Source organism: Salipiger mucosus DSM 16094, assembly GCF_000442255.1.
Classification (GTDB): Bacteria; Pseudomonadota; Alphaproteobacteria; order Rhodobacterales; family Rhodobacteraceae; genus Salipiger; species Salipiger mucosus.
In genome coordinates, this window is sequence record NZ_KE557278.1 from 248,169 (window position 1) to 270,741 (window position 22,573).

Below are 22,573 nucleotides of genomic sequence, written 5' to 3' on the forward strand. Positions count from 1 at the left end.
TACTTACAGAAAGGTAAGGATTGGCGTCTAGCCTGCCGCGCATTCACGGTGAAACGCGAAGGGCAGGTGCATGGACGTCACGACCCATGAAAGCGACGGTCTCCAGGTCATCCGCGTGGAAGAGGCGCGCATCGACGCCGCCGTCGCCATCCAGTTCAAGGACCGCGTGCGCGCCGCCGTCGCACCCGGCGCGCGCCGCGTGGTGCTCGACCTCGGGGCGGTTCAGTTCATCGATTCCAGCGGCCTCGGCGCCATCGTCGCCGCGATGAAGGCGATGGGAGAGGGGCAGCGTCTCGACTTGGCCGGGCTCACGCCGATGGTAGACCGGGTCTTCCGCCTGACGCGCATGGACGCGATCTTCGTCATCCACGACAGCGTCGAGGGCGCCCGGGGCGCCAGCTGACGGCGCCCGCGCGCGAGGAGGCGCATCGTGGCGCAGCTTCCGGCACGGCAGGACAGGCTTTCGCTGCGGCTCCACATCGACAGCCGGCCCGAGGCGGTGCGCGGCGCGCTGGGGCGGGTTTCGCGCGATCTCGCGCGCTTCGGTATCCGGACCGAGCCGCGCGGCGCGGTCGAGCTGGTGCTGGCAGAGGCGCTGAACAACATCGTCGAACACGCCTGCCGCGCGGCGCCGGGCGGACACATCGCGATCGCGCTCGATGCCGGGCCGTCGCGGATCGACGTCGTGCTCCGCGACGACGGCGGCCCCATGCCCGGTGGCGATGTGCCGCGGGGCGCGGCCGCCTGTCTCGACGGGTCCTGCGCCGACCTGCCCGAGGGCGGCTTCGGCTGGTTCCTCATCCACCGCCTGTCGGACCGCCTGCGGTATCGTCGCGCGGGCGGCGAGAACCGGCTCGAGATCGGGATTCCCCTGTCGCGGGGTGACCGCCGGGCCTAGATCGCGGAAGGTAATTCCATCAAAGTGCCGCAATCCGCTCCAATTGTCGCCAGCTTTGCCCGCCATACCCTGTCTTGTAGCTGCATATGGCTTCCCTCGGCGCCGCGCTCTTTTAGCCCCCACCCAGTGCGTGGCGTCGAGGTACTTACCAGGCAGCCGAAGAGCGCGACTTTGCTCCCAACGGTCTTGCAAGCGCCCCCTCCCAACCACATTCCCGCCAGATTCGGCGCCCAAGGTGTTCCTGTAGCTGCTCAGAGCTGCCCTCGGCGCCGCGTCGTTCAAGCCCCCACCCTGTGCGTGGCGTCGAGGACTTCGTTTCCCCGACAGCCCCTCTCAATTCCCGGCCCGGTCCCGATTGACGCCGCCGGCATCGCTCCTATGCTGCGCCCGACGCGGGACAGGGAGAGGTTGAGATGCGCGATTTCCAGCAGCCGGGACGCTCGGCGGTTCATGTGACCAACGGCATCTGCGCCACGTCGCACCCGCTGGCCGCGGCGGCCGCCGTCGACATCCTCAAGCAGGGCGGCAATGCCGTCGACGCCGCCATCGCGGGCGCCGTGCTGCTGGGCCTGGCCGAGCCGCAGATGACCGGCATCGGAGGCGACTGCTTCGCGCTGGTCTCGCCCGCGGGCGGCGACGACGTGATCGCCGTCAACGGCTCGGGCCGTGCCCCTGCCAATGCCGACGCGGCAGCCCTGCGCGAGGCGGGCCACGACTTCGTCCCCGTGGCCTCGGCCCACGCTGTCACCGTGCCCGGCGCCATCGATGCCTTCTGCACCATGTCCGACCGCTGGGGCCGACTGGGGCTGGCCGACAGCCTCGCTCCCGCGATCCGCTACATGGACGAGGGCGTGCCGGTGGCCCCCCGCGTCGCCTTCGACTGGCGCATGGACGCCGACCGCCTGCAGGGCGCAGGCCGGACGCACTTCCTGAAAGGTGACCAACCGCTCGCGGTGGGCGACATCTTCCGCCTGCCGGGACAGGCCGAGGTTCTGCGCCGCGTCGCGAAAGAGGGCCGCAGCGCCTTCTACGAGGGCGAGGTGGCCGAGGACATGCTCGCCACGCTCAACGCGGCGGGGGGGCTGCATACGCCCGAGGATTTCGCGCGCACCGAATGCACCATCGGCACGCCCATCGCGAGTGACTACCGCGGCCGCGAACTGCTCGAGCATCCGCCGAACGGGCAGGGCGTCATCGCCATGCTCATGCTCGACATCCTCAAGCGCTTCGACATCGCCCGGCTCGATCCCTTCGGCGCCGAGCGCGCACATCTCGAGGCCGAGGCGGCCAAGCTGGCCTACGACGCGCGCAACCGCTTCCTGGCCGACCCCGAGCACATGACGCGGTTCGACCACCTCGCCAGCGATGCGCTGGCGGATGAGCTCGCCGCGCTGATCGACCCCGCTCGTGTCATGGCGGCGCCGGCCACGCTCAGCGAGTCGGTGCACCGCGAGACGATCTATATCACCGTGGTCGACCGCGACCGCATGGCGGTCTCGCTGATCTATTCGATTTTCCACGGCTTCGGTTCGGGCATCGCCTCGGACAAGTTCGGCATCCTGATGCAGAACCGCGGCGCCGGCTTCTCGCTGGCCGAGGGACATCCGAACGAGCTCGGTGGCGGCAAGCGGCCGATGCACACGATCATCCCTGCCATGGTCCGCGACGGCGGCCGCGTGACGATGCCCTTCGGCGTCATGGGGGGGCAATATCAGCCCAACGGGCACGCGCGGCTGATGTCGAACCTGACGGATTTCGGCATGGATCCGCAGGCCGCCATCGACGCGCCGCGCAGCTTCGCCGAGGGCTCCGAGCTCAAACTGGAACGCGGCTATTCCGACGCCGTGCGCGCCGAACTTGCCGACATGGGCCACAATGTCGTGACGCCCGAGGCGCCCGTCGGCGGGGCACAGGCCATCCTGATCCACGGCAGCGGTGTGCTCGAGGGGGCCTCCGACCCGCGCAAGGACGGCTGCGCCATCGGGTACTAGGGCGCGCATCCCGGAATTTCCCCCTCCGCGCCCTATTTCGGCCCGGTCCGGGCGCAACGCTTCCGGCGTAACCAGTTAGCGCCGGAGCGACAGAATGTTCGGACCCATCGCCGCCCTCGAATCCTATGTCTTCAACGCGTTCCGGCTGAACGCGCGCGCCACGCGGGCGGAATACTGGTGGCCGACGCTGATCGTGATGGTCGCAACCTTTGCGGCCGGGGCCGCCGACGCCTGGACGATGCTCTCTGCGCCGTCGATGCGCGACGTGCCGACGAACCCCTTCGCCTACTGGACGCCGATCCTGTCGTTGCTCACCGTCGTGCCCAGCTTCACTGCCGGGATTCGGCGGCTGCATGATTCCGGGCGCTCGGGCTTTTGGGTGCTGGTCACGGCGGTGCCTCTCGTGGGGCCGCTGGTCCTGCTGATCCTGCTGCTGATGCCCTCGGAGCAGGGTCCGAACGCCTGGGGCGGGCCGCGTCTCCCGATGGGCGGGCAACCGGGCGGGCCGCGGCCCATACGGTCGAACAGCCTGCGGCCATCGAACCCGCTCGATTCCTACGCGGTGCTCCTGCAGGCCGACGCCGAGCCCTCTCCCGAGGAGGTCGCGCGGCGCAAGGAAGAGATCCACGACTATTTCATGAAGAACGTCTCGCGCCGGAACAACGCAGCCTGAGCGGCGCGGTCCCGGGGCGGAGGCAGCGCAGCGCTCAGTAGCTGTAGGCCGCGTAGATCTTCGACAGGTCGCCGTCCCAGTCGCCGTGGTAATGCGCGAGCAGCTCGTCTGCCGGGACCTTGCCCGACTCCACGCTTTCCTTCAGCGCGTTCAGGAAATGCGTCTCGTCCGGCAGCAGCCCGCCGGCGCCCTGCCGGGCGCGGGCGCGCAGGCCGGATTCGGCGATCGACACCGTCTCTCGCGCGAGGTCGTGCATCGAGATCCCGTTGACCTTCGCATCCAGGGCATGGTCCGCCGCGGCGAGGCGCAGCGCCTCGCGGGTCTCGGCGTCCCAGTCCTTGACGAGATCCCAGGCCGCGTCGAGCGCCCCCTGGTCGTAGGTCAGCCCCACCCAGAAGGCCGGCAGCGCGCAGAGCCGCCGCCAGGGCCCGCCGTCGGCGCCGCGCATCTCGATGAACTTCTTGAGCCGCGCCTCGGGGAAGATCGTCGTGAGGTGGTCGGCCCAGTCCGACAGGGTCGGCTTCTCGCCGGGCAGGGCGGGCAGCTCGCCTTTCAGGAAGTCGCGGAACGACTGGCCGAGCGCGTCGACGTAGACCCCGTCGCGGTAGACGAAGTACATCGGTACATCCAGGGCGTACTGAACGTACGCCTCGAAGCCGAAGCCCTCGTCGAAGACGAAGGGCAGCATCCCGGTCCGGTCGGCGTCGAGGTGCCGCCAGACGTAGGACCGATAGCTCTTCATGCCGTTGGGCTTGCTCTCGAAGAAGGGCGAATTGGCAAAGAGCGCCGTCGCCACCGGCTGCAGCGCCAGCGCCACGCGCATCTTCTTGACCATGTCGGCTTCGGATCCGAAGTCGAGATTCACCTGCACCGTGCAGGTGCGCCGCATCATGGTGGTGCCCGTGGTGCCGACCTTGCCCATGTAGGCATCCATCAGCTTGTAGCGGCCCTTGGGCATCAGCGGCATCTCGTCGTGCGACCACTCGGGCGCGGCGCCGAGGCCGATGAAGCCCACGCCGATGGCGTCGGCGATGTCCTTCACGTCGGCGAGGTGCTGGTTCACCTCGTCGCAGGTCTGGTGGATCGTCTCGAGCGGGGCGCCCGAGAGCTCCAGCGCACCGCCCGGTTCGAGCGAGACGTTGGCGCCGTCCTTGGTCAGCCCGATGAGCTTGCCGCCTTCCTCGACCGGGTCCCAGCCGTGGCGGTCGCGCAGGCCCTCGAGCACCGCCCGGATCGAGCGCGGGCCGTCGTAGGGCAGCGGCTCGTGGGTGTCCGTGAGGTAGCCGAACTTCTCGTGTTCGGTGCCGATGCGCCAGTCTTCCTTGGGCTTGCAGCCGGCCGCGAGATACTCGGCCAGCTGGTCCTGATGCTCGATCGGCCCGCCGCCGGACTGGGGAATGGACATGGGTAAACTCCGATCTGCTGGGGCGTTCCGAGAGCGTTGAGGGTCAGGTCTGCGGCGATTGCCGGTGCTTGTCAATGCAGACGGAGGTGTGCGGTTTTGCGCGCCTCGGCCTCCCAGACGACCACCGGCATGGTGGCCCCGCCGCGCATTTCGGCCAGCATCCGCTCGGTCCGGAGGCCGGGCAGGGTGGCGAAGGCGTCGAAGAGCGCGTCGGCGCCCTCGGCGTCGAGCGGGATCGCGAGGGGCGGTGCATCCTCGCGGTGCAGCAACCAGTGCGGCGGCCTGGCCGTCGGGTCGAGCACGAGCGCCTGCAGCTCGGCCACGTCGGCGGTGCCGCCGTCGAGCGGGCCGAAATAGGCGATGCGCCCCTCGGTGACCTGCACGATGCCCGCGCCGCCGCCGCCGCGCCGGAAACGGCCGCGCTGGATGCCGGCGACGACCAGGACGGCGCCGATCAAGGCCACCGCGTAGCCGATCCAGTGCAGCAGCCCGCCGCCGGTGAAAAAGCCCCAGTAGAGGCCGAGCACCAGCACGGCCCCGCCCGCCAGCGCCTCGTGCCAGCGCATGATCGCGGCGCGCGCGGCCGGGCGGATCACGTCCAGTCTCCCAGGTGCGCCTGCCAGAGCGTCAGCGCCGCGACCGCCGCGGTGTCCGCGCGCAGGATGCGCGGTCCCAGCGCGATGCTGCGGGCCTGCTCCATGCGGTGCAGCCGCTCGCGCTCGGGCGGGGCGAAGCCGCCTTCGGGCCCGATGAGCACCGCCCAGGGGCCGGGCCCGCTCAGCGTGTCCGACAGCGCTGCCGGACCCGCCTGCGCCTCGTCGCAGAAGAGCAGCCGGCGCTCGTCGGGCCAGGCGTCGAGCGTCGCGTCGAGCTTGGCCAGTGCGGCGACCTCGGGCACGAAGCGGGCGCCGCATTGCTCGGCCGCCTCGACGGCATGGGCCTGCAGGCGGTCCTGCCGGATGCGCTCGGAATTGGTGAACCGCGTCTGCACCGGCAGGATGCGGCGCACGCCCAGCTCGACGGCCTTCTCGACGATGAAATCGGTGCGCGCCTTCTTCACCGGCGCGAAGAGCAGCCACAGATCCGGCGGCATGACCTGCGGCCCGATCTCCTCGGCGCAGACCAGCGTGCCGGCCTTCTTGCCGGCCTCCTCGACCTCGGCCCGCCACTCTCCGTCGCGCCCGTTGAAGAGCGCGACCGGCGCGCCGGGACCCAGCCGCATCACGGAAAAGAGATAGTGTGCCTGCGCGCGCGACAGCGGCACCGGTTGTCCCTCGCCCAGCGGGTGATCTACAAACAGTCGAACCTTGGCTTCCATGAGGCAGACCATATGACCCACGAGGACCGGGCGCCAGAGCCGCAGGGACGTGTTTCCGACGCGGTGACGGGCAACTGGGTGGACCGCTGGGCGCCCGAGGCGGCGCGTCCCTATTTCCGGCTGTCGCGACTCGACCGGCCGATCGGCACCTGGCTGCTGCTGCTGCCCTGCTGGTGGGGCCTGCTGCTGTCGATGGTGCATGACGGGCAGGCGCGGTGGTTCGATCTCTGGATCTTTGCCGGCTGCGGGCTGGGCGCGATCCTGATGCGCGGCGCGGGCTGCACCTGGAACGACATCACCGACCGCCACATCGACGGCTCGGTCGCACGGACGGCCTCGCGGCCGATCCCCTCGGGGGCGGTGAGCGCGAAGCAGGCGCTGGCCTGGGCGGTGGCGCAGTCGCTCGTGGCCTTCTGCATCCTGCTGACCTTCCCGCTCGCCGCCATCGGGCTGGGCATCCTGTCGCTCGCGCCGGTGGCGATCTACCCCTTCGCCAAGCGCTTTACCTGGTGGCCGCAGATCTTCCTCGGCATCGCCTTCAACTGGGGGGCGCTGCTGGCCTGGACCGCGCACAGCGGGCGGCTCGAGTGGCCGGCGCTGGCGCTCTACTTCGCTGGCATGGCCTGGACGCTCTTCTACGACACGATCTACGCCCACCAGGACAAGGAGGACGACGCCCTCATCGGGGTGAAGTCCACCGCGCGGCTCTTCGGTGACGCGGCCACGCCGAAATGGCTGTCGCGCTTCCTCGTGGCCTCGGTCGCGCTCATGGGGCTGGCCGTGGTTCTGGCCGCGCCGCGGGGCGAGATCCTCGCGCTGGTGATCCTGATCGGCGGACCCTGGGCCATGGGCTGGCACATGGTCTGGCAGATGCGGAAGCTCGACATGAACGAGGATTCGGTGCTGCTCACTCTGTTCCGGTCCAACCGGGACGCGGGCCTTTTGCCAGTGCTGTTTTTCGCTGCCGCCCTGCTCGCGTGATTGCGCCGCCCGTTTGGCGGGCGTATCAGAACTTGAAAAGCCAAAAAGGAAGCGACGCGCATATGCGGCTTTCCAGAATCGCCATTCCGCTTGCCACGTTGGCCGCCGCCGCCGCGGTCTGCCTGCTGGCCGCCGTCTTCTCGGTCCGGCTGATCGAGGACAGCTCCCGAGAGGGGGTCGAGACGGCTCTGGACATGGCGGAAAAGGACTGGGCCGAGGTCGACGTGGACGGGCTTCAGGTCTTCCTGATCGGCACGGCGCCGGACGAGGCGTCCCGCTTCGAGGCGGTGACCGTGGCGGCCACGGTCGTCGATTCCGCCCGCGTCATCGACCAGATGCTCGTGGCCGAGCCCGAGGACATCCGCCCGCCGCGCTTCTCGGTCGAGATCCTGCGCAACGAAAGCGGAATTTCGGTGATCGGGCTGGTGCCCTCCAGCACCGACCGGGCCGAGCTGATTGACGGTCTCGAGGCGCTGGCCGAGGAGGACGAGGAGGTCGCCGACCTGCTGGAAGTCGCCGATTTCCCCGCGCCCGAGGGCTGGGACGAGGCGCTGGGCTTCGCGTCGATGGCGCTGGAGGACCTGCCGCGCTCCAAGGTCTCGGTCGAGGCGGGCGCGGTGCGCATCAAGGCGGCCACGGACAGCGGCGAGGAACGCAGCGAACTCGAGGCGGCGCTGAAGCGCCGGGTGCCCGAAGAGCTGGAACTGACGCTCGACGTCTCGGCGCCGCGGCCGGTGATCACGCCCTTCGCGCTGCGCTTCGTGATCGACGAGGAGGGTGCGCGGTTCGACGCCTGTTCCGCCGATACCCAGGACACGCGGGAACGTATCCTCGAGGCCGCCCGCGCGGCGGGGCTTTCTGGCGAGGCCACCTGCCGGCTGGGCCTGGGCGTGCCCTCGCGCGAGTGGGCCGAGGCCGCAGAGATGGCCATCGCGGCGGTCGCCGAGATCGGCGCCGGGTCGGTGACCTTTTCCAACGCCGACGTGGCGATGCTCGTGCCCGAGGGCACGTCGGAGGCGCTTTTCGACCGCGTGGTCGGCGAACTCGAGAACGGGCTGCCGCCGGTTTTCGCGCTCAAGGCGGTGCTGCCCGAGACCCCCGACGACGAGGATGCCGGTCCGCCCGAGTTCACCGCGACGCTCAGCCCCGAGGGATCGGTCCAGCTGCGCGGACGGGTGCGCTCGGACATGACGCGGCAGACCGCGGACAGTTTTGCCAGGGCACGTTTCGGCTCCGAGGTGGTCTATACCGCAGCGCGGGTCGATGGCGACCTGCCGGCCTCCTGGCCGACGCGGGTGCTGGCCGGGCTCGAGGCCCTGGGCGAGCTCGAGAACGGCGTCGTGCGGGTCACGCCGGACCTGGTCCACGTCTCGGGCAACACCGGCAACCCCGAGGCAAATGCCGAGATCGCCACCTTGCTAGCCGAGCAGCTGGGCGAGGAGGCCGAGCTCGAGATCGAGGTGACCTACCAGGAGAAGCTGGACCCCACGCTGGGGATCCCGACGCCCGAGGAATGCGTGGCGCAGATCCGCGAGATCATCGGCGACCGCAAGATCACCTTCGAGCCCGGCTCGGCCAACCTCGACCCCACGGCGAAGGACATCATGGACGAGGTGGCCGAGCTGCTGAAGGTCTGCGGCGACATCCCGCTCGAGATCCAGGGCCACACCGACAGCCAGGGCCGCGAGTCGATGAACAAGCGGCTCAGCCAGGAGCGCGCGCAGGCCGTGCTCGAGGCGCTGCGCAACCGCCGGGTGCTGACCGCGGCCTACCGCGTGACGGGCTACGGCGAGGAGCAGCCGATCGCCGACAACGACACCGAGGCGGGGCGCGAGGCCAACCGGCGTATCGAGTTCCGGCTTGTCGAGCCGGAGCCCGTGCCCGAGGAGCCGACGACCCTGGAAGAGATGGAAGAGCCCGCCGCCGAGGGCGGCGAGGCGGCGGATGCGGCGGAGGAGCCGGCACCGCAGGAAGGTGACGAGGAATGAACAGGACGGAATTCGTGATCGCAACGGCGATCATTCTCTTCGTGGCCTTCTGCCTGGGCTGGTTCGCCAACTGGCTCGTGCATCGCTTCAAGCGGGTGAGCCAGGCGGACATGGACCAGCTCGAGCGGATGAGCCAGGAGCTGCACGAGGCCGAGGAGACCCGCGACCAGGCGATCACCTACCTGCAGCAGCGCGAGGCGGAGCTGACCAACCAGCTGGCGCAGACCGAGGCGGAGCTTTCGGCGGCCATGGAGGGCCTGCGCGAGGCGCGCCACGAGGCCGAGGAGCTGCGCGCCTGGATCGACCGGCAGGGCGGCGCGGCCTGATCCTGCGGAGCCGCTGGCGCGGCCCGTGTTTCAGCCCGCCCGCGCCTTTGGCGCGGCCGGGCGGTGGGGGCTCCGCCCCGTCGCGGCAGGCCGCGACTCCCCGGCGTACTTGGACCAAGAAGAAGCTGCGGGGAGTGCTTTCCTTTTGCCCGTGTCCGGGCCTATGAGCGCGGCGAAAGGGGAAGGGTTCCATGTCTCATGTCACGCTTGTGCGCCACGGCCAGGCCAATACCGCGGCCCGCGACGAGGCGTCCTACGACCGGCTGAGCGATCTCGGCCGCTGCCAGGCGCGCTGGCTGGGGGAGCATCTGCACGATACCGGGGAACGCTTCGCGCGGGCCTACAGCGGCACGCTGGAGCGGCACGTCGAGACGGCGCGCGAGTTGGCGCTGGACTTCGAGGTGGTGCGTGACGCGCGGCTCAACGAGCTGGAATATTTCACCATGGCGCAGCTTTTCGCGGAGCAGCACGGGGTGACGATCCCGGGTGACCGCGAGGAATTCGTGCTGCACCTGCCGCGGCTCTTCACCGTCTGGCGCGAGGGTGGGCTCGAGGGGGCCCCGGAGAGTTTCCAGTCCTTCGAGGCGCGGGTCTCCGACGTCTTGCAGGAGATTGCCGCCGGGCAGGGGCGGGCCATCGTCGTGACTTCGGGCGGGCTCATCGGCATGGCGATGCGGGTGACCATGGGGCTGGGGATGCAGTCGCTGGCGCATGCCTGCCTCGCGATCGAGAATTCCTCGCTGCACCGGTTCCAACCGCTGGCGACCGGGCTGGCGCTGACGCTGTTCAACGCGGTGCCGCATCTCGAGGCGCCGGAGCGCGCCCATGCGCGCAGCCACCTGTGAGCCCGCTTTCGCCCGCTTCGGGAACGCGCTAGCGTGTGCGCCGGGAACAGGGAGACCTTTGGCATGACACATCTGTGGGTCCGCGCCGAGCCGCGCCCGAACGAGGAGCGCGTCGGCGTGACGCCCGAGGGCGTGGCCGCGCTGCTGGCCCGCGGCTTTCGCGTCACCGTCGAGGAGAGCCGCGCGCGCGTCATCGGCATCGAGGCGTACCGCGCCGCGGGCGCCGAGATTGCGCCCGAGGGCAGCTGGCCGGAGGCGCCGGATGACGCCATGGTCTTCGGCCTGAAGGAGCTGCCCGAGGACGGCACGCCGCTGCGGCACCGGCACATCATGTTCGGCCATGCCTACAAGGGGCAGGCCGCCGGCCGCGTGCTGCTGGAACGCTTCGCTGCCGGGGGCGGCACGCTCTATGACCTGGAATACCTGGTCGAGCCGGACGGGCGGCGCGTCGCGGCCTTCGGCTACTGGGCGGGCTACGCGGGCGCCGCGGTGACGCTGCTGGCCAGGGCCGCGCAGCGGGCGGGGGGCAGCTGTCCGCCGGTCTCGACCTGGCCCGATGCCGCGGCGATGGAGGGCGATGTCTCGGACGCGCTGGCGCGCGCCGGGGGGCATCCGCCGCGCGCGCTGGTGATCGGCGCGCTGGGGCGCGTGGGAACGGGGGCCACGGACCTCTGCCACAAGGCCGGGCTCGAGGTCACGCAGTGGGACCTGGCCGAGACCGCGCATGGCGGACCCTTCCCGGAGGTGCTGGAGCACGAGATTTTCCTCAACTGCATCCTGGCGCGGCCCGGAACACCGGTCTTCGTGCCGGCTGAGGCGGCGCGCGCCGCGCGCCGGCTGACCGCCATCGGCGACATCGCCTGCGATCCGCAGAGCGACTTTTCGCCCGTGAAGGTCTACGACCACGAGACGACCTGGGCCGCGCCGGTGGTGCGCGTGCACGAGGATCCGCCGCTCGACGTCATGGCCATCGACAACCTGCCCTCGCTGCTGCCGCTGGAGAGCAGCGAGGATTTCGCCGCGCAGCTTCTGCCGCACCTGAAGGCGCTTGATGCGCCTGAACAGGGCGTCTGGGGCCGGGCGCGGGCGACATTCCTGGAACACATGCCCAAGGAGGACGGATGATACATTGGTGCGGAACGGGGCTCTCGGCGATCCCGGGGCTGCGGCGGCTGATCGAGGCCGGGCACGAGGTGACGGTCTGGAACCGGACCGAGGCCAAGGCGCGCGAGGCGGTGGGCGACCTGACAGACGCGATCCGCGTCTTCGAGCCCGAGGCACTGGCCGCCGAGCTGGGCGCGGGCGATGTCGTGGTCTCGATGCTGCCGGCGGACTGGCACGCACCGCTGGCCGAGATGGCCATCGGCAAGGGCGCGCATTTCGTCTCGTCGAGCTACATCGCGCCCGAGATGCGCGCGCTCGAGGACAAGGCGAAGGCCGCGGGCGTCGCGCTGGTCAACGAGGTCGGGCTCGACCCGGGCATCGACCACCTCATGGCGCATGACCTGGTGCGCGCCTACCGCGAGAGCCCGGAGTTCGACGAGGCCAACGCCCTGAGCTTCACCTCCTACTGCGGCGGGGTGCCCAAGAACCCCAATGCCTTCCGCTACAAGTTCTCCTGGGCGCCGGTGGGCGTGCTGAAGGCGCTGCGCTCGCCCTCGCGGTCGATCCGGCATTTCGAGGAGCTGAACGTCTCGCGGCCCTGGGACGCGCTGGGGCGCTACGATGCGCCGCTCGACCCGCCGGAGACCTTCGAGGTCTATCCGAACCGCGACTCGATCCCCTTCATCTCGGAATACGGGTTCGGCCCGGACTGGCAGGTGAAGGACTTCGTTCGCGGCACGCTGCGGCTGAACGGCTGGGCCGAGGCCTGGAAGGAGATCTTCGCCGAGGTCGAGACGGCCGACGATGCGCGGCTGGCCGCGATGGCGGACGAGTTGCTCGAGAAGAACGCCTACGAGGAGGGCGAGCCCGACCGCGTGGTGCTCTGCGTCTCGCTCAAGGCCGAGAAGGGCGGGGTTCCCGTCTGGCACAAGACCTGGGTGATGGACGCATGGGGCGACGCGCGCGGCAATGCCATGGGGCGGCTGGTGTCGATCCCGGTGTCGCTGGCGATCGAGGCGGTGCTGAACCGCGAGATCGCGTCGGGCGTCTCGGCGGCGCCTTCGGATCCCAAGCTGGTCGCGCGCTTCCTGGGCGAGGTCGACAAGCTCGCGCAGCGCCTGACCCGCGTCGACGAGATGTGAGGCTTTCGGGGCCGCCGCGCGGCGGCCCCCGCTTTCAGCCTTTGCCCAGCTTCGGAGAGGCGCGGTCGAGCACCAGCTCGGCGTCCGAGAAGCGGAAGGGCGAGCGCACGCCGGGCACGCCCTCGGGGGTGATCTGCAGCCCGCGGGCCTGCACCTGCGGGTCGGCCATGACCTCTTCGAGATCGTTGATCGGGCCCGCCGGGATGCCCTCGTCCTCGCAGCCCTGCAGCAGGGCCTCCTTGGTCCAGGTCTGCGTCGCCGCGCTCAGCCGTGCCGCGAGGCTGTCGCGGTTGGCGACCCGGTCGGCATTGGTCAGGTACTCGGGCGCCTCGGCCAGCGCGTCGAGCTTCAGCAGGCGGCAGAGACGGCGGTACTGCGCATCGTTGCCGGTGGCGATGATGATGTATCCGTCGGCGCAGTCAAAGACCTGGTAGGGCGAAAGGTTGGGATGCAGGTTGCCCGTGCGCCCCGGTGCCGTGCCCGTGGCGAGGTAATTCATCGCCTGGTTGGCCGTGGCCGCGACGGCGCAGTCGAGCAGCGCCATGTCGAGGTGCTGGCCGCGCCCGGTGCGGTGGCGCTGGTGCAGCGCGGCGAGGATGCCCGAGACCGAGTAGAGCCCTGTGAAGAGATCGGTGATCGCCACACCGGCGCGCTGCGGCTGCCCCTCGGGGTTGCCGGTGATCGACATGAAGCCCGACATGCCCTGGATGATGTAGTCATAGCCGGCGCGGTGGGCATAGGGCCCGTCCTGCCCGAAGCCGGTGATCGAGCAGTAGATCAGCCCGGGGTTCACCTGCGCCAGCGAGGCGTAGTCGAGCCCGTATTTCGCCAGCCCGCCAACCTTGAAGTTCTCGATCAGGATATCGGCGCCGCGCACCATCTCGCGCACCTGCTCCTGCCCCTCGGGGGTCGCGATGTCGATCACGACCGAGTACTTGCCCCGGTTGCAGCAGTGGAAGTAGGCGGCCGAACGGTCGCCCTCGCGGTCGATGAAGGGCGGGCCCCACTGGCGCGTGTCGTCGCCGCGGTCCGCCTCGATCTTGGTGACTTCGGCGCCGAGGTCCGCAAGAACCTGGCCGGCCCAGGGGCCGGCCAGGATGCGTGCCAGTTCGACGACCTTGACGCCCTCGAGCGGGCCGCGCGGTGCAGCGCTCATTCCGCTGCGGCGACGCGTTCGTCCAGGATCTCGGCGAATTCGTCGTAGGGCATGTTGGAGTAGAGTTCGCCGTCGATCATGAAGGAGGGCGTCGACTCGATGCCGTCCCGGGTGGCGTTCTCCTGGTACCATTCGACCAGTGTGCGCAGCTTCTCGCCGTCCTGCATGCAGGCGTCGAGTTTCTCCTGCCCGATGCCGGCCATGAGGCCGATCTTGCGCAGCCCGTCCGCGATGCCCGCCTCGCTGTCCTGGCGGACCCACTCGTTCTGCGTGGAGTAGATCATGTCGGCGATGCCGAAGTATTTCTCCTGCCCGCCGCAGCGCGCCACCAGCGAGGCCCACATGCCGTACTTGTCGAAGTAGACCTCGCGGTGAATGAACTTCACCTTGCCGGTCTCGATGTAGTTCTCCTCGATCTGCGGCATCACGTCGGTGGCGAAGCGGGCGCAGTGCGGGCAGGTGAAGGAGCCGTACTCGATCACCTCGACCGGCGCGTCGGCGTCGCCCATGACCATCTCGGTGACCTCGGCGGCGCTTTCCGAAGCCTCGGCCTCCTGGGCGCTGGCGGCCCCGGTCAGGGCGGTCCGCGCGCCGTCAGGCGCCGTGGCCTGCGTCAGGAGCGCGCCGCCACCGGCGGAGAAAACGGCCGCGAGCGCGGCGGTGGTCAGGAAACGTGTCATGCGGTGTCCTTCGTGTCTGCTCGGGCGAGGCGTCAGCCCCGCGCCTTGGTTATGACGTTCGCGGCCAGGCGTTCAAGGGCCGAGCGCAGGCCGTCGTCGGCCACGCCCTCGGCCACGTGATGCGCCTCGGCGGCGACCTCGGGTGCGGGCCGGGACGTTTTCTCGCGCTTCGGCGGGCCGCCGAAGGCGACCTGTCCCTCGGCAAAGCCGGTGGCCGCGGTCTGGGTGACGCGGATGCGTGCAATGGCGTTGTAGCCATAAACGGCGTTGACGCGCTGGCGCAGCGGCTCCTTCTGCATCTCGAGCATCGGGGCATTGGCGCCTGTCGTGAGCAGGGTCAGTGTGGCACCCATGCCGCCGCGGCCATAGCTGATGTCGACCGGGCGCGAGATGGCGGCCATGTCCTCGCCCGCGATCTCGTCCCAGTGGGTCAGCAGCCGCGATTGGGCGAAGCCTCGGGATTCGCTGGCATTGCGGATGCGCGACTTGAGCAAGCCGCCCGTCTGCTTGAAGCCGTAGGTCGAACCCTTGTGGCGCATCGTCTTGAATCCCCCTGCTCGGCGCTATTCTAGTGGGCGCACATGCGGGCGCCAGCCCGGAATCACAAGATCAAGGGAATGTCAGCCTTGCGTGACGCGCCCCGCGCCGCCGAGCTTCTGGAATGGTATGACCGACACGCGCGCGACCTGCCGTGGCGGATCGGTCCGCGTGCGCGGGCGGCCGGCCTGCGGCCCGACCCCTACCGCGTGTGGCTCTCCGAGATCATGCTGCAGCAGACCACCGTGCCGGCGGTGAAGCCCTATTTCGAGGCCTTCACCGCACGCTGGCCCACCGTCGTCGACCTCGCGGCCGCCGAGGATGCCGACGTCATGGCCGCCTGGGCGGGGCTCGGCTACTACGCGCGGGCGCGCAACCTGCTGAAATGCGCCCGCGTGGTGGCCGAAGAGCACGGCGGCGTCTTTCCCGCAAGCCACGAGGGCCTGCTGGCGCTGCCGGGGGTCGGCCCCTACACGGCTGGCGCGGTGGCGGCCATCGCCTTCGACATCCCGGCAACGGTCGTCGACGGCAACGTCGAGCGCGTCATGGCCCGGGTCCACGACGAGCATACGCCGCTGCCGCAGGCCAAGCCCGTGCTGACCGAGATGGCCGCCGCCCTGACGCCCGACGCGCGGCCCGGCGACTACGCGCAGGCGGTCATGGACCTGGGCGCGACGATCTGCACGCCGCGCAACCCGGCCTGCGGGCTCTGCCCCTGGCGCGGTGCCTGCGCGGCCTGGGAGGCAGGCACCATGGCCGAGCTGCCGAAGAAGGCGCCGAAGAAACGCAAGCCGGTGCGCCACGGCATCGCCTACCTCGCGCGGCGGGTCGACGGGGCCTGGCTGCTGGAACGGCGGCCGGACAAGGGGCTGCTGGGGGGCATGCTCGGCTGGCCCGGCAGCGACTGGGGCGACGACCCGCAGGAGGCGCCGCCGATCCGCGCCGAGTGGAAGACCATCGAGGCAGAGGCCCGGCACACCTTCACGCACTTCCACCTGCGGCTGACCCTGCGCACGGCGCTGGTGCCCATGGACCGCGCGCCCTGCCGCGGCGATTTCATCGAATCGTCCGATTTCCGCCCCGGCGATCTGCCAACGGTGATGCGCAAGGCCTTCGACCTTGCGCGCGGCGGCTGACGGGCATCGTGCCACGGTGACGCGGGCCGCCCGCGCTGGCAGGATCGCGCGAAACGGAGCAGGCGCATGATCGCACCCGAAAAACTGGCTCGCATCACCTCGGCGATGCCCTTCTGGATGGTCTATGCCCTGCCGGTCCTGGTCTGGCTGGGCGCGGTGCAGGGCGGCTGGTGGGGCGTGCTGCCGCCGCTGGTGACATGGTATCTCTTCTCGGCGCTCGACGCGGCGCTGGGGCTCAACGAGGAGAATGCCGACCCGCAGACCGATCCGGCGGACCTGACCTGGTACCGGCTGGGCGTGATGCTCTGGGTTCCGGTGCAGTTCGCGACGCTCTTCTCGCTGATCTGGTACGTCGGGCGCGCCGATCACCTGGGCGGGTGGGAGCTGTTCGGCGTCTTCTTCGGCACGGGCGTGATGACCGGCACGGTGGGGATCGTCTATGCCCACGAGCTGCTGCACCAGCGCAACCGGCTCGAGCGGCGGCTGGGGGACTGGCTGCTGGCCATGGTGCTCTACGCGCATTTCCGCTCCGAGCACCTGCTGGTGCACCACGTCTGGGTCGGCACGCCGCGCGACCCGGTGACCGCGCGCTACAACGAGGGGTTCCACCGCTACTACGCCCGCGTGCTGCGCGACTGCCCGGTCTCTGCCTTCCGCGCCGAGGCGGCGCTGCTCGCGCGGCGCGGGCTGCCCCGGTGGCACCGGCGCAACCCCTTCTGGACCTATGCGGTGCTGCAACTGGCGATGCTGGCGCTCGCGGCGGTTCTGGGCGGCTGGACCGGGCTGTTGTTCTTTGCGGTGCAGGCCGGGGTGGCGATCTGGCAGCTGGAACTCACGAACTACGTCGAGCACTACGCTCTGACCCGCCGGTACCTGGGGGAGGGGCGCTACGAGCACGTGAAGCCGCACCATTCGTGGAATGCCGCGCACCGGGCGACGAACTGGCTGCTCATCAACCTGCAGCGCCACTCGGACCATCACTACAAGCCCGACCGGCGCTTTCCATTGCTGCAGACCTATTCCGAGCGCGAGGCGCCACAGCTGCCCTACGGCTATCCGGTCATGACCATGGCGGCCATGGTGCCGCCGCTCTGGCGGCGGATCATGAACCCCCGCGTGCGGGCCTGGCGGCGGGATCGCTACCCCGACATCGAGGACTGGACGCCCTACGACCGTGGCGCCACACCGCTGCCGCGCGGCGCCGCCTGAGCGGTTTCGGATCGGCCCTGCCGGTCCGACCGGCGCGGCCTTCGGCCGCGCTTCAAGGGGCTGCGCCCCTCTTGCCCCTGCGGGGCAATTCACCTGCGCGTATTTGGACCAAGAAGAAGCATGGGCGCGGTGCCTGCGACGTTGCGCAAAGCGCTCTTGAAACCGGGGGGCGGCTTGGCGACATTGGGGCTCCATTCGGTTGCCGGAGGACCCCCATGACCCTGGAGCATGCCGCGCGCGCGGTGCGCGAGAACGCCTACGCCCCCTATTCGCGGTTCAAGGTGGGGGCGGCGCTGCGCGCGCCCTCGGGCACGATCTATGCCGGGTGCAACGTCGAGAACGTGGCCTACCCCGAGGGCACCTGCGCCGAGGCGGGGGCCATCGCGGCCATGGTGGCCGCCGGCGAGACGGAGATCGAGGAGGCCTACGTCATCGCGGATGCCGCGCACCCGGTGCCGCCCTGCGGCGGCTGCCGGCAGAAGCTGGCAGAATTCGCGCGCGGGGAGGCCAAGGTGACGCTGGCCACCATCGACGGCGCGACGCTGGAGACCACGGTCGAGGCGCTTTTGCCCGGTGCCTTCGGCGACGTCCACATGGACCGCGCCTGATGGATGCACGGACGGTGATCGCGGCGCTGCGCCGGGGCGAGGCGCCGGGCGTCGAGGCCATGCGCTGGTTCGCGGCCGGGCTGGCCGACGGCACGGTGAGCGACGCGCAGGCCGGGGCCTTTGCCATGGGCGTCTGTCTGCGGGGCCTCGGCGAGGAGGAGCGCGTGGCGCTCACGCTGGCGATGCGCGATTCGGGGCATGTCATGCGCTGGGATCTCGACGGGCCGGTGCTGGACAAGCATTCCACGGGCGGCGTGGGCGACTGCGTGAGCCTCGTGCTGGCGCCGGCGCTGGCGGCCTGCGGTGCCTACGTGCCGATGATCTCGGGGCGCGGGCTGGGCCATACCGGCGGCACGCTCGACAAGCTGGATGCGATCCCGGGCTATGTCGTGGAACCCGATGCCGCGCGTTTCGATCGAGTGATCCGCGAGGCGGGCTGCGCCATCGTCTCGGCCTCGGCCGAGATCGCGCCGGCGGACCGGCGGCTCTATGCCGTGCGCGATGTCACCGCGACGGTCGAAAGCCTCGACCTCATCTGCGCCTCGATCCTCTCCAAGAAGCTGGCTGCCGGCCTCGACGGCCTCGTGCTGGACGTCAAGCTGGGCTCGGGCGCCTTCATGAAGACCGCCTCCGAGGCGCGGGCGGTGGCCGAGGCGCTGGTCTCGACCGCGCGGGCGGCGGGGTGTCCGACCACGGCCTTCGTCACCGACATGAACCAGCCCGTCGCCCCGGCAATGGGCAACGCACTGGAGGTGCAGAGCGCCATGGAGGTGCTGACCGGCCTGGCCGAGGGGCCGCTGCTGGAGCTGGCCGTGGCGCTGGGCGGTGCCGCACTGGAGGGCGCGGGCGTGAGCGGGGCCGAGGCGAAGCTGCGAGAGGCCATCGCCTCGGGCGCCGCGGCCGAGCGCATGGGGCGCATGGTGAGCGGGCTGGGCGGGCCTTCGGACTTCGTCGAGAGCTGGTCGCGCTACCTGCCCGAGGCGACGGTGATCCGCGAGGTGCCCGCGCCGGCGGCGGGCCAAGTGGCGGCGATCGACGGCGAGGCACTGGGGCTCGCGGTGGTGCGGCTGGGCGGCGGCCGCACCGTGCAGACCGACATGATCGACCCGGCGGTGGGCCTGTCGGAGGTGGTGCGGCTGGGCGAGCGCGTCGAGCGCGGGCAGGTGCTGGCCCGCGTCCATGCCGCGCGCGAGGACCAGGCCGACGCCGCCGCGCAGGTGGTGCAGCAGGCCATAACGCTGGGCCGCGCGCCCGAGGTCGGCCCGCTGGTGCGGGAGCGCATCGGATGAGGGCGTTCCTTGTCGTGATGGATTCCGTCGGCATCGGCGGCGCGCCGGATGCCGGGGCCTTCTTCAACGACGGCACGCCGGACACCGGCGCGAACACCCTTGGTCACATCGCGCAGGCCTGCGCGCGGGGCGAGGCCGACGAGGGCCGCAGCGGGCCGCTGCGCCTGCCGGTCATGGACCGCCTCGGGCTGGGCGCGGCGCTGCGGTTGGCGAGCGGGATCGAGGCGCCGGGACTGGGAGCGGCACCCGAGGGTCTTTGGGGCGCGGCAAGCGAGGTCTCGAAGGGCAAGGACACGCCATCCGGGCACTGGGAACTGGCGGGCCTGCCGGTGCCCTGGGACTGGCACTACTTCCCCGACACGCAGCCCGCCTTTCCGCAAACGCTGACGGACCGCGTCTGCGAGCTCGCGGGCACCGAGGGCACGCTGGCCAATTGCCATGGCTCGGGCACGGTGATGCTCGAACGCTTCGGGGCCGAGCACCTGCGGACCGGCTGGCCCATCTGCTACACCTCGGCCGACAGCGTGTTCCAGATCGCGGCGCACGAGGAGAGCTTCGGGCTCGACCGGCTGCTGGAGCTCTGCGCGCGGATCGCGCCGACGCTGCACGAGATGAAGGTCGGGCGCGTGATCGCCAGGCCCTTCGTGGGCGAGCCGGGGGCCTTCCGGCGCACCGGAAACCGGCACGACTATGCCATCCGCCCGCCGGAGCCGGTGCTCACCAACTGGGTGCAGGATGCCGGGGGGCGGGTGCACGCGGTGGGCAAGATCGGCGACATCTTCTCGATGGAGGGCATCGACGAGGTGCACAAGGGCGACGATGCCACGCTGATGGAGCACATGGGCCGGTTGGTGGACACCGCCGGGGACGGCTCGCTCACCTTCGCGAATTTCGTGGAGTTCGACAGCCTTTACGGGCACCGCCGCGACGTGGCGGGCTATGCCCGGGCGCTGGAATGGTTCGACGCGGGGCTGGGCGCCTTGCTGCCGCGCCTGCGCGATGACGACATTCTGGTCCTGACCGCCGATCACGGCAACGATCCGACCTGGGCCGGCACCGACCACACGCGCGAACGCGTGCCGGTGCTGGTCGCCGGCCGTGGCGCGGGCGCGCTCGGGCAGCTCGCCTTTGCCGACGTGGGCGCCAGCGTGGCGGCGCATCTGGGTGCGAGATCGACGGGTCCGGGGAGGTCCTTCCTGTGATGGATGAAGAGCAAATCGCGGCGATCCGGGCGCTGCCCAAGGTCGAGCTGCACCTGCACCTGGAGGGCGCGGCGCCGCCCGATTTCATCCGCCGGCTCGCGCGGGAAAAATCGGTGCGGGTGGACCATATCTTCCGGCCCGACGGCTCCTACGACTACGGCGATTTCGTGCACTTCCTGACGGTCTACGAGGCCGCGACCTCGGTTCTGAAATCGCCCGAGGACTACGCCCGCCTGACCCGGGCCGTGCTCGAGGAAAGCGCGGCAAGCGGCGTGATCTACACCGAGAGCTTCCTGTCGCCCGATTTCTGCGGCGGCGGCGACCTGGGCGCCTGGCGCGAGTACCTTGCCGCCATCCGCGAGGCGGCCGATGAGGCCGAGCGCGATCTTGGCATCACCATGCGCGGCATCGTCACCTGTATCCGGCATTTCGGCCCCGACCGCGCGAAACGCGCGGCCCTCTGCGCCGCCGAGACGGCGGGCGACTGGCTGACGGGCTTCGGCATGGCGGGCGACGAGAACCGCGGCCACCAGAAGGACTTCGCCTGGTCCTTCGACATGGCGCGGGAGGCCGAGCTGAACCTCACCACCCATGCCGGGGAATGGCGCGGCGCGCGCGAGGTCCGCGAGGCGGTCCGCGACCTGCGGGTCGCGCGCATCGGCCACGGCGTGCGCGCCATCGAGGATCCGGAGGTTGTGGATATCCTTGTGGAGAAGGGGATTGTCCTCGAGGTCTGCCCCGGGTCCAACGTGACGCTCGGGGTCTACCCGAGGATCGCCGCGCATCCCGTCGATAAACTGCGCCGGAAGGGCGTGAAACTCACCATTTCGACCGACGACCCGCCATTCTTCCACACCAGCATGGCCGATGAATACGAAGCGCTTGCGCACGCCTTCGGCTGGACCGAAGAGGTGTTCGAGGATATCGCCGTCACCGCCGCCGAGGCCGCGTTCTGCGACGAGGCCACCCGCGCGGGGATCAGAAAGAGACTGGAGCGCCCATGACCGAGCACCTGACCGTCGTCGACCACCCGCTGGTGCAGCACAAGCTGACGCTGATGCGGGAGAAGCATACCTCGACCGCCTCCTTCCGCCAGCTGCTGCGCGAGATCAGCCACCTGCTGGCCTACGAGGTCACCCATCATCTGCCGACCGGCACCAAGCGGATCGAGACGCCGCTGCAGGAAATGGACGCGCCGGTGATCGAGGGCAAGAAACTGGTGCTGGTCTCGATCCTGCGGGCGGGCAACGGCCTGCTCGACGGCATCCTCGAGCTGGTGCCGGCCGCCCGCGTGGGCTTTGTCGGTCTCTACCGCGACGAGGAAACGCTGCAGCCGGTGCAATACTACTTCAAGGTGCCGCAGCACCTCGAGGACCGGCTGGTGATCGTGGTCGACCCGATGCTCGCGACCGGCAATTCCTCGGCCGCGGCGATCGACCTGCTCAAGCAGGCGGGCGCGCGCGACATCCGCTTCCTCTGCCTGCTGGCGGCGCCCGAGGGCGTGGCCCGCATGAAGGAGGCGCACCCCGACGTGCCCGTTGTCACGGCGGCCGTGGACGAGTGCCTGAACGAGAAGGGTTACATCGTTCCGGGCCTAGGGGATGCGGGCGACCGCATGTACGGCACTAAATGAGCCGACAGGGCGCTTTACAGTGCCCGAGCTCCTGTTGCATGCTCGCCTCCGTGTATCTGTGGGGGCGGACATGGTTCTGACAAGACTGACGATCCTTGCCGCGACGGTGGCCCTGTCCGGGCTCGGCGCGGCACAGGCGCAGGCCCAGGCGGCCGCGGGTGCGGCACAGGGGATCGCGACGATCGACCGCCCGGCCGAGCAGCCGCCGGCCGGCTACCAGGGCAGGCAGTATGTCGACAGCCGGGGCTGCGTCTTCGTGCGCGCGGGCTTCGACGGCAACGTGATCTGGGTGCCGCGCGTGACCCGCGACCGCGACCAGGTCTGCGGCTATTCGCCCTCGCTGGATGGCGCGCGCACCGCGAGCGCCGACCCCGAGCCTCAACCCGCACCGCCCCCGGCGCCTGCGCCGGAGCCCGAGCCGCCGGCGGCCAAGCCGAAGCCTCAGCCCGCGC

General features: G+C 70.4%; 23 protein-coding genes and 1 pseudogene. 18 read left to right on the forward strand and 6 right to left on the reverse strand.

Going from position 1 to position 22,573, the window contains the following annotated elements:
- Positions 1–70 precede the first annotated feature (70 nt).
- The 4 genes from SALMUC_RS16850 to SALMUC_RS16865 all read left to right on the forward strand — a co-directional run bounded on the left by SALMUC_RS16850 (position 71) and on the right by SALMUC_RS16865 (position 3,562).
- Complete coding sequence (locus SALMUC_RS16850; RefSeq protein ID WP_020038427.1) at positions 71–403, forward strand: STAS domain-containing protein; 333 nt, start codon at positions 71–73, stop codon at positions 401–403.
- A 27-nt stretch (positions 404–430) separates the two neighbouring features.
- On the forward strand, positions 431–898 hold the full coding sequence (locus SALMUC_RS16855; protein ID WP_020038426.1) for an ATP-binding protein: 468 nt from the start codon (positions 431–433) through the stop codon (positions 896–898).
- A gap of 413 nt (positions 899–1,311) precedes the next feature.
- Entirely contained in the window at positions 1,312–2,889 is a 1,578-nt protein-coding gene (locus tag SALMUC_RS16860) for a gamma-glutamyltransferase family protein (RefSeq protein WP_020038425.1), read from the forward strand.
- Between the two features lie 94 nt (positions 2,890–2,983).
- Positions 2,984–3,562 (forward strand): DUF805 domain-containing protein, encoded by a 579-nt coding sequence (locus SALMUC_RS16865; protein ID WP_020038424.1) that lies wholly within the window; start codon positions 2,984–2,986, stop codon positions 3,560–3,562.
- 34 nt (positions 3,563–3,596) lie between these two features.
- Here SALMUC_RS16865 and SALMUC_RS16870 read toward each other — a convergent pair whose 3' ends face one another.
- The 3 genes from SALMUC_RS16870 to SALMUC_RS16880 all read right to left on the reverse strand — a co-directional run bounded on the left by SALMUC_RS16870 (position 3,597) and on the right by SALMUC_RS16880 (position 6,285).
- On the reverse strand, positions 3,597–4,967 hold the full coding sequence (locus SALMUC_RS16870; protein WP_020038423.1) for a glutamate--cysteine ligase: 1,371 nt from the start codon (positions 4,965–4,967) through the stop codon (positions 3,597–3,599).
- A 71-nt stretch (positions 4,968–5,038) separates the two neighbouring features.
- Positions 5,039–5,563: a hypothetical protein gene (locus SALMUC_RS16875; protein ID WP_020038422.1), complete on the reverse strand. Its 525-nt coding sequence runs from the start codon at positions 5,561–5,563 to the stop codon at positions 5,039–5,041.
- Positions 5,560–6,285: a 16S rRNA (uracil(1498)-N(3))-methyltransferase gene (locus tag SALMUC_RS16880; RefSeq protein WP_037372149.1), complete on the reverse strand. Its 726-nt coding sequence runs from the start codon at positions 6,283–6,285 to the stop codon at positions 5,560–5,562. Before SALMUC_RS16880 ends, SALMUC_RS16875 begins: the two co-directional genes overlap by 4 nt.
- 12 nt (positions 6,286–6,297) lie before the next feature.
- Between SALMUC_RS16880 and ubiA the strand changes: the two genes are divergently transcribed.
- The 6 genes from ubiA (at position 6,298) to SALMUC_RS16910 (ending at position 12,671) form a co-directional block, all read left to right on the forward strand.
- The gene (gene ubiA, locus SALMUC_RS16885; protein ID WP_021120542.1) at positions 6,298–7,266 is read left to right on the forward strand and encodes a 4-hydroxybenzoate octaprenyltransferase; all 969 of its coding nucleotides are present in this window, start codon (positions 6,298–6,300) and stop codon (positions 7,264–7,266) included.
- A gap of 62 nt (positions 7,267–7,328) precedes the next feature.
- Entirely contained in the window at positions 7,329–9,254 is a 1,926-nt protein-coding gene (locus tag SALMUC_RS16890) for an OmpA family protein (RefSeq protein WP_020038419.1), read from the forward strand.
- A complete protein-coding gene (locus SALMUC_RS16895) occupies positions 9,251–9,580 on the forward strand; it encodes a hypothetical protein (RefSeq protein ID WP_020038418.1) in 330 nt (109 codons plus the stop codon). The genes SALMUC_RS16890 and SALMUC_RS16895 overlap by 4 nt, the downstream gene beginning before the upstream one ends.
- A gap of 191 nt (positions 9,581–9,771) precedes the next feature.
- Complete coding sequence (locus SALMUC_RS16900) at positions 9,772–10,425, forward strand: histidine phosphatase family protein (protein ID WP_020038417.1); 654 nt, start codon at positions 9,772–9,774, stop codon at positions 10,423–10,425.
- A gap of 63 nt (positions 10,426–10,488) precedes the next feature.
- A complete protein-coding gene (locus SALMUC_RS16905) occupies positions 10,489–11,550 on the forward strand; it encodes a saccharopine dehydrogenase (protein ID WP_020038416.1) in 1,062 nt (353 codons plus the stop codon).
- Entirely contained in the window at positions 11,547–12,671 is a 1,125-nt protein-coding gene (locus SALMUC_RS16910) for a saccharopine dehydrogenase family protein (RefSeq protein ID WP_020038415.1), read from the forward strand. Before SALMUC_RS16905 ends, SALMUC_RS16910 begins: the two co-directional genes overlap by 4 nt.
- 34 nt (positions 12,672–12,705) lie before the next feature.
- Here SALMUC_RS16910 and SALMUC_RS16915 read toward each other — a convergent pair whose 3' ends face one another.
- From SALMUC_RS16915 to SALMUC_RS16925, 3 genes are read right to left on the reverse strand one after another with little or no spacing between them, the layout of a single operon-like run.
- A complete protein-coding gene (locus SALMUC_RS16915) occupies positions 12,706–13,827 on the reverse strand; it encodes a CaiB/BaiF CoA transferase family protein (RefSeq protein WP_020038414.1) in 1,122 nt (373 codons plus the stop codon).
- Positions 13,824–14,507, reverse strand: coding sequence for a DsbA family protein (locus SALMUC_RS16920; protein WP_020038413.1), 684 nt, complete (start codon positions 14,505–14,507; stop codon positions 13,824–13,826). Before SALMUC_RS16920 ends, SALMUC_RS16915 begins: the two co-directional genes overlap by 4 nt.
- Positions 14,508–14,539: 32 nt before the next feature.
- The gene (locus SALMUC_RS16925) at positions 14,540–15,046 is read right to left on the reverse strand and encodes a DUF721 domain-containing protein (RefSeq protein ID WP_020038412.1); all 507 of its coding nucleotides are present in this window, start codon (positions 15,044–15,046) and stop codon (positions 14,540–14,542) included.
- An 87-nt stretch (positions 15,047–15,133) separates the two neighbouring features.
- Here SALMUC_RS16925 and mutY point away from each other — a divergent pair, with 87 nt between their 5' ends.
- From mutY to SALMUC_RS31200, 8 genes and pseudogenes are all read left to right on the forward strand, one after another.
- The gene (gene mutY, locus SALMUC_RS16930; RefSeq protein WP_020038411.1) at positions 15,134–16,180 is read left to right on the forward strand and encodes an A/G-specific adenine glycosylase; all 1,047 of its coding nucleotides are present in this window, start codon (positions 15,134–15,136) and stop codon (positions 16,178–16,180) included.
- A gap of 66 nt (positions 16,181–16,246) precedes the next feature.
- Positions 16,247–17,389, forward strand: a complete 1,143-nt coding sequence (locus tag SALMUC_RS16935) for an alkane 1-monooxygenase (RefSeq protein WP_020038410.1) — start codon at positions 16,247–16,249, stop codon at positions 17,387–17,389.
- 215 nt (positions 17,390–17,604) lie between these two features.
- Positions 17,605–17,997, forward strand: coding sequence for a cytidine deaminase (locus SALMUC_RS16940; protein ID WP_020038409.1), 393 nt, complete (start codon positions 17,605–17,607; stop codon positions 17,995–17,997).
- Positions 17,997–19,286, forward strand: coding sequence for a thymidine phosphorylase (locus SALMUC_RS16945; RefSeq protein ID WP_020038408.1), 1,290 nt, complete (start codon positions 17,997–17,999; stop codon positions 19,284–19,286). Before SALMUC_RS16940 ends, SALMUC_RS16945 begins: the two co-directional genes overlap by 1 nt.
- A complete protein-coding gene (locus SALMUC_RS16950; RefSeq protein ID WP_020038407.1) occupies positions 19,283–20,488 on the forward strand; it encodes a phosphopentomutase in 1,206 nt (401 codons plus the stop codon). The genes SALMUC_RS16945 and SALMUC_RS16950 overlap by 4 nt, the downstream gene beginning before the upstream one ends.
- Complete coding sequence (locus SALMUC_RS16955; RefSeq protein WP_020038406.1) at positions 20,488–21,492, forward strand: adenosine deaminase; 1,005 nt, start codon at positions 20,488–20,490, stop codon at positions 21,490–21,492. Before SALMUC_RS16950 ends, SALMUC_RS16955 begins: the two co-directional genes overlap by 1 nt.
- Positions 21,489–22,121 (forward strand): uracil phosphoribosyltransferase, encoded by a 633-nt coding sequence (gene upp, locus SALMUC_RS16960; protein ID WP_020038405.1) that lies wholly within the window; start codon positions 21,489–21,491, stop codon positions 22,119–22,121. Before SALMUC_RS16955 ends, upp begins: the two co-directional genes overlap by 4 nt.
- 70 nt (positions 22,122–22,191) lie before the next feature.
- Positions 22,192–22,573 (forward strand): annotated as a pseudogene (locus tag SALMUC_RS31200) (SPOR domain-containing protein); the annotation flags it as partial.

Coding starts and splice junctions, on each gene's coding strand:
- SALMUC_RS16850 (WP_020038427.1), top strand. CDS start 71: ATGGACGTCACGACCCATGAAAGCGACGGTCTCCAGGTCATCCGCGTG.
- SALMUC_RS16860 (WP_020038425.1), top strand. CDS start 1,312: ATGCGCGATTTCCAGCAGCCGGGACGCTCGGCGGTTCATGTGACCAAC.
- SALMUC_RS16865 (WP_020038424.1), top strand. CDS start 2,984: ATGTTCGGACCCATCGCCGCCCTCGAATCCTATGTCTTCAACGCGTTC.
- SALMUC_RS16870 (WP_020038423.1), bottom strand. CDS start 4,967: ATGTCCATTCCCCAGTCCGGCGGCGGGCCGATCGAGCATCAGGACCAG.
- SALMUC_RS16880 (WP_037372149.1), bottom strand. CDS start 6,285: ATGGAAGCCAAGGTTCGACTGTTTGTAGATCACCCGCTGGGCGAGGGA.
- ubiA (WP_021120542.1), top strand. CDS start 6,298: ATGACCCACGAGGACCGGGCGCCAGAGCCGCAGGGACGTGTTTCCGAC.
- SALMUC_RS16890 (WP_020038419.1), top strand. CDS start 7,329: ATGCGGCTTTCCAGAATCGCCATTCCGCTTGCCACGTTGGCCGCCGCC.
- SALMUC_RS16895 (WP_020038418.1), top strand. CDS start 9,251: ATGAACAGGACGGAATTCGTGATCGCAACGGCGATCATTCTCTTCGTG.
- SALMUC_RS16900 (WP_020038417.1), top strand. CDS start 9,772: ATGTCTCATGTCACGCTTGTGCGCCACGGCCAGGCCAATACCGCGGCC.
- SALMUC_RS16905 (WP_020038416.1), top strand. CDS start 10,489: ATGACACATCTGTGGGTCCGCGCCGAGCCGCGCCCGAACGAGGAGCGC.
- SALMUC_RS16910 (WP_020038415.1), top strand. CDS start 11,547: ATGATACATTGGTGCGGAACGGGGCTCTCGGCGATCCCGGGGCTGCGG.
- SALMUC_RS16915 (WP_020038414.1), bottom strand. CDS start 13,827: ATGAGCGCTGCACCGCGCGGCCCGCTCGAGGGCGTCAAGGTCGTCGAA.
- SALMUC_RS16920 (WP_020038413.1), bottom strand. CDS start 14,507: ATGACACGTTTCCTGACCACCGCCGCGCTCGCGGCCGTTTTCTCCGCC.
- SALMUC_RS16925 (WP_020038412.1), bottom strand. CDS start 15,046: ATGCGCCACAAGGGTTCGACCTACGGCTTCAAGCAGACGGGCGGCTTG.
- SALMUC_RS16935 (WP_020038410.1), top strand. CDS start 16,247: ATGATCGCACCCGAAAAACTGGCTCGCATCACCTCGGCGATGCCCTTC.
- SALMUC_RS16940 (WP_020038409.1), top strand. CDS start 17,605: ATGACCCTGGAGCATGCCGCGCGCGCGGTGCGCGAGAACGCCTACGCC.
- SALMUC_RS16945 (WP_020038408.1), top strand. CDS start 17,997: ATGGATGCACGGACGGTGATCGCGGCGCTGCGCCGGGGCGAGGCGCCG.
- SALMUC_RS16950 (WP_020038407.1), top strand. CDS start 19,283: ATGAGGGCGTTCCTTGTCGTGATGGATTCCGTCGGCATCGGCGGCGCG.
- SALMUC_RS16955 (WP_020038406.1), top strand. CDS start 20,488: ATGGATGAAGAGCAAATCGCGGCGATCCGGGCGCTGCCCAAGGTCGAG.
- upp (WP_020038405.1), top strand. CDS start 21,489: ATGACCGAGCACCTGACCGTCGTCGACCACCCGCTGGTGCAGCACAAG.